3 protein-coding genes are annotated in these 3580 nt (G+C 73.2%); 2 read left to right on the top strand and 1 reads right to left on the bottom strand.

The genetic code is table 11. The annotated features are described in order from the left end of the window. Positions 1-96: 96 nt before the first annotated feature. Positions 97-969, bottom strand: a complete 873-nt coding sequence (locus AH6_RS41785; RefSeq protein WP_067491999.1) for a hypothetical protein — start codon at positions 967-969, stop codon at positions 97-99. Positions 970-1111: 142 nt separating this feature from the next. Here AH6_RS41785 and AH6_RS41780 point away from each other — a divergent pair, with 142 nt between their 5' ends. Then, positions 1112-2275, top strand: a complete 1164-nt coding sequence (locus AH6_RS41780) for a lysophospholipid acyltransferase family protein (protein ID WP_245679711.1) — start codon at positions 1112-1114, stop codon at positions 2273-2275. Between the two features lie 61 nt (positions 2276-2336). Next, positions 2337-3494: a DUF5925 domain-containing protein gene (locus AH6_RS41775; RefSeq protein ID WP_083983976.1), complete on the top strand. Its 1158-nt coding sequence runs from the start codon at positions 2337-2339 to the stop codon at positions 3492-3494. Positions 3495-3580: the final 86 nt, after the last annotated feature.

The following is a 3580-nucleotide window of genomic DNA, read 5'->3' as shown; positions in this document are numbered from 1 at the left end:
CCGAGGCACCGACTCAATCTGTGGGGGTCTACACAAGACCGCGCAGCTCAGCCACGCGCGGGTTTGCCGCACCCGACCAACAACCCCAGCCGCCCGTCACTCCTCCGGCAAGCGCCGCAACAAAGCCGCGAACTCCCCCGACCCCGTCAGCGCCGTCTCCGGCCGCAGCGGCGTCAGCCGTCGCTCGTCGTGGCTCCAGTACACCCCGTACGCGCACGGGTCCTCCGCCGCCGCGTGCATCTCGGCGACCACGTCGGCGAACACCGGCAGCACCTCGCGCACCGCCCGCGTGGTGATCGGGTACAGCAGCAGCGTGCTGTGGCACGGCACGCCCACCAGGGCCCCGTGCCCGCTCGCCGCCGGGTCGCCGGGCGGGGGCAGGAACCGGCCGACCTCGCTGAGCAGCGCCGACACGTACCGGCTGCCCGGCTTGGTCACCACCCGCACGTCGCGGCCCGGTAGCAGCGGCTGGTCGTGCACCTGGACGTCGGCCAGCTCGCGGTCGTGGGTGTTGGTCATCACGTAGCCGAGCTTGTGCAGGCCGAGCAGTCCGGCGCGGGCCTTGGTCAGCGGGCCGCCGTAGCGCGGGTGCTCGATCATGACCATGGCGTCGAAGTGGTCGCCGGCCGGGACCACCACCAGGCCCTCGCGGTCGCGCGGCGCGAGCTTGGGGACGATCCGCAGCCGCAGCAGCTCGCGCACGTCGCCGAACAGCTCCATCTCGCCCACCGCGCGGAACGCCCGGTCGCCGACCTCGCGCACCCAGTCGTCCACCAGGCGCGGCCAGGCCGGGGGCTCGGCGCGGGCGCAGCGCTCCAGCACCGTCCAGGTGGAGGCGCGCGCCTCGGAGCGGCCGAGCGGCAGCACCACCTCGGAGGTGCCGTCGTCGAACCAGGCGGCCGGCGCCACCACCGGCAGCAGGTCGCGGATCAGGGCGTGCACGTCCGACGCCGCGTCCAACGGTTCCATGTGCTCAGCCCCTCTCATGCGTCACCGGCTCACGGCACCCCTCTACCTTCTCAGAGTTCCGGCCGGCTGTGTGATCTATCGCGGGTCCCGGTGCCGCCCGGACCGCTCGCGGGTCACCGCCGCGCTCAAGTACGGTTCACCCATGGCCGAAATCGTGTACCCACCGGTGATCAAGGCGGCGAAGGGCCTGTTCAAGGTCCTCAACCTCAAGTTCCGCATTGAGGGGACCGAGAACATCCCGCCCGTCGGCGGCGCGGTGCTCGTCAGCAACCACGTCAGCTACCTCGACTTCATCTTCGCCGGGCTCGGCGCGCATCCGGCCGGGCGGCTGGTGCGGTTCATGGCCAAGAAGGAGATCTTCGACAACAAGGTCGCCGGGCCGCTGATGCGCGGCATGCACCACATCCCGGTGGACCGCCTGGCCGGGGCCGCCTCCTACAAGGCGGCGCTGAACGCGCTGAAGGGCGGCGAGGTCATCGGCGTGTTCGCCGAGGCGACCATCAGCCGCTCGTTCACCGTCAAGGACATCAAGAGCGGCGCGGTGCGGATGGCGGTCGCGGCGGGCGTGCCGCTGGTGCCGATGGCGGTCTGGGGCCCGCAGCGGATGTGGACCAAGGGCCACCCCAAGCGGCTGTTCCAGCGCGGCGTCCCGATCACCATCCTGGTCGGCGAGCCCATGCACCCCAAGCGCGGCGACGACTACGACAAGGTCACCGAGGAGCTGCGCGCCCGGATCGCCGAGCTGCTGGAGAAGGCCCAGCGCGAGTACCCGGAGCTGCCCAAGGAGGACGGGCGCTGGTGGCAGCCGGCCTACCTGGGCGGCACCGCGCCGACCCCGGAGGAGGCCGCCGAGCTCGACCGCAAGGAGGGCGAGGAGCGCGCCGCCCGCCGCGCGGCCCGCGAGAAGGCCGCCGCCGAGGAGGCGGCCGCCGCCAAGGCCGTCGCGGACGAGACGGCGCAGGACAAGGCGGTCAAGCCCGCCGAGGCGGCCGAGCCCGCCAAGGCCGTGGCACCCGACGACAAAGACCCCGTGGCGACCCCGGTGGAGACCAAGGCGGCCAAGCCGACCAAGTCGGCCAAGGCCAAATCCACCGAGGCCAAGCCCACCGACACCGCGTCGCCCGAGGCCAAGCCCGCCACCCCCGAGGCCACCGAAGCCAAGGCCAAGCCCGCCGAGCCGAAGCCCGCCGAGCCGAAGCCCGCTGAGCCGAAGCCCGCCGAGCCGAAGGCCGCCGCGGACGAGGTGGCCGACGCCAAGCCCACCGACACCACCTCCCCCGAGGCCAAGCCCGCCGAAGGGTCCTGACACCGACCAGCCGGGGTAAATCGCTGGACGCCGGACGGCGCCGGGGCTGATCATCGAATCCATGACCACGCCACGGCGCCCGCCGGAGATCCTGCACCTGGTCGAAACCCCGGAGACGGTGACGGAAGGAGCGCCGCCGCTGTCGGTGGTCTTCAACCTCAACGACAACAACTCGCCCACCGACGTGATGGACGTGCTCTCGCTGCGTCCCTTCGCCTCGGGCGAGCAGCCCTGGTCCCGCTCGACCCGGCTGGAGCACGTCAAGCCCGACGCCCCGCTCCGGCCGGAGAGCGCCCGGCTGCTGCGCGCCGCCGAGGAGCGCGGCCAGAGCTCGGTGCTCGCCGAGGGCGACGGCTGGACCCTGCTGGTCAACCGCTGGACCAACGGCCACGCCTACCTGGCGGTCTCGGCGGTCAGCGAGGAGCTGGCCGCGTCGATCATGGACGAGTGCGTCCGGGACGCCACCGAGCCGCCCAAGACCGACGAGACCAACATCGAGATGGGCTTCTGGCACATGAGCGGGCACGGCCCCGCCCGCAGCGAGCGCGCCATCTCCGCCGACCCGTGGGCCGACATCCGCCGCAACTACACCGCGCCGGTCGCCGAGGCCCTGGACGAGGTCATGGCGCTGACGCGCGAGGACGTCTCGGGGCGGCTCCTGCTGCTGCACGGCCCGCCCGGCACCGGCAAGACCACCGCGCTGCGCGCCCTGGCGCGCGCCTGGGGCGAGTGGTGCCGCGCCGACTGCGTGCTGGACCCCGAGTCGTTGTTCGGCACCCCCAGCTACCTGATGCAGGCCGCGGTGGGCCAGGACGACGAGGAGAACCGCCGCTGGCGCCTGCTCATCCTGGAGGACTGCGACGAGCTGATCCGGGGCGAGGCCAAGCAGTCGGCCGGGCAGGGCCTGTCGCGCCTGCTCAACCTGACCGACGGCATGCTGGGACAGGGCCGGGACGTGCTGGTGGCCATCACCACCAACGAGGACCTCGCCCGGCTGCACCCGGCCGTCGTGCGGCCCGGCCGCTGCCTGGCGCAGATCGAGGTCGGCCCGCTGACGCGGGAGGAGTCCCTGGACTGGCTGGGCGAGCACGCCGAGGGCGCCGACATCGGCCCGGACGGCGCGACGCTCGCCGAGCTGGCGGCCCTGCGCAAGGGCGAGAAGACCAAACCCGCCGGCGGCCGCCCCACCACCGACGGCGCGACCGGCTTCTACCTGTAAGGGCGCGGGCCTGGAACCCCAGCCATCACGCGAGTGCCGATCTGGCCCGGCGGGGCAAAGCCGGAGGCGAGCCCCGCCGGGCTAGA

It is taken from the genome of Actinomadura hibisca NBRC 15177, from assembly GCF_001552635.1.
Classification (GTDB): Bacteria; Actinomycetota; Actinomycetes; order Streptosporangiales; family Streptosporangiaceae; genus Spirillospora; species Spirillospora hibisca.
This window is presented reverse-complemented; position numbering and strand designations above follow the sequence as displayed.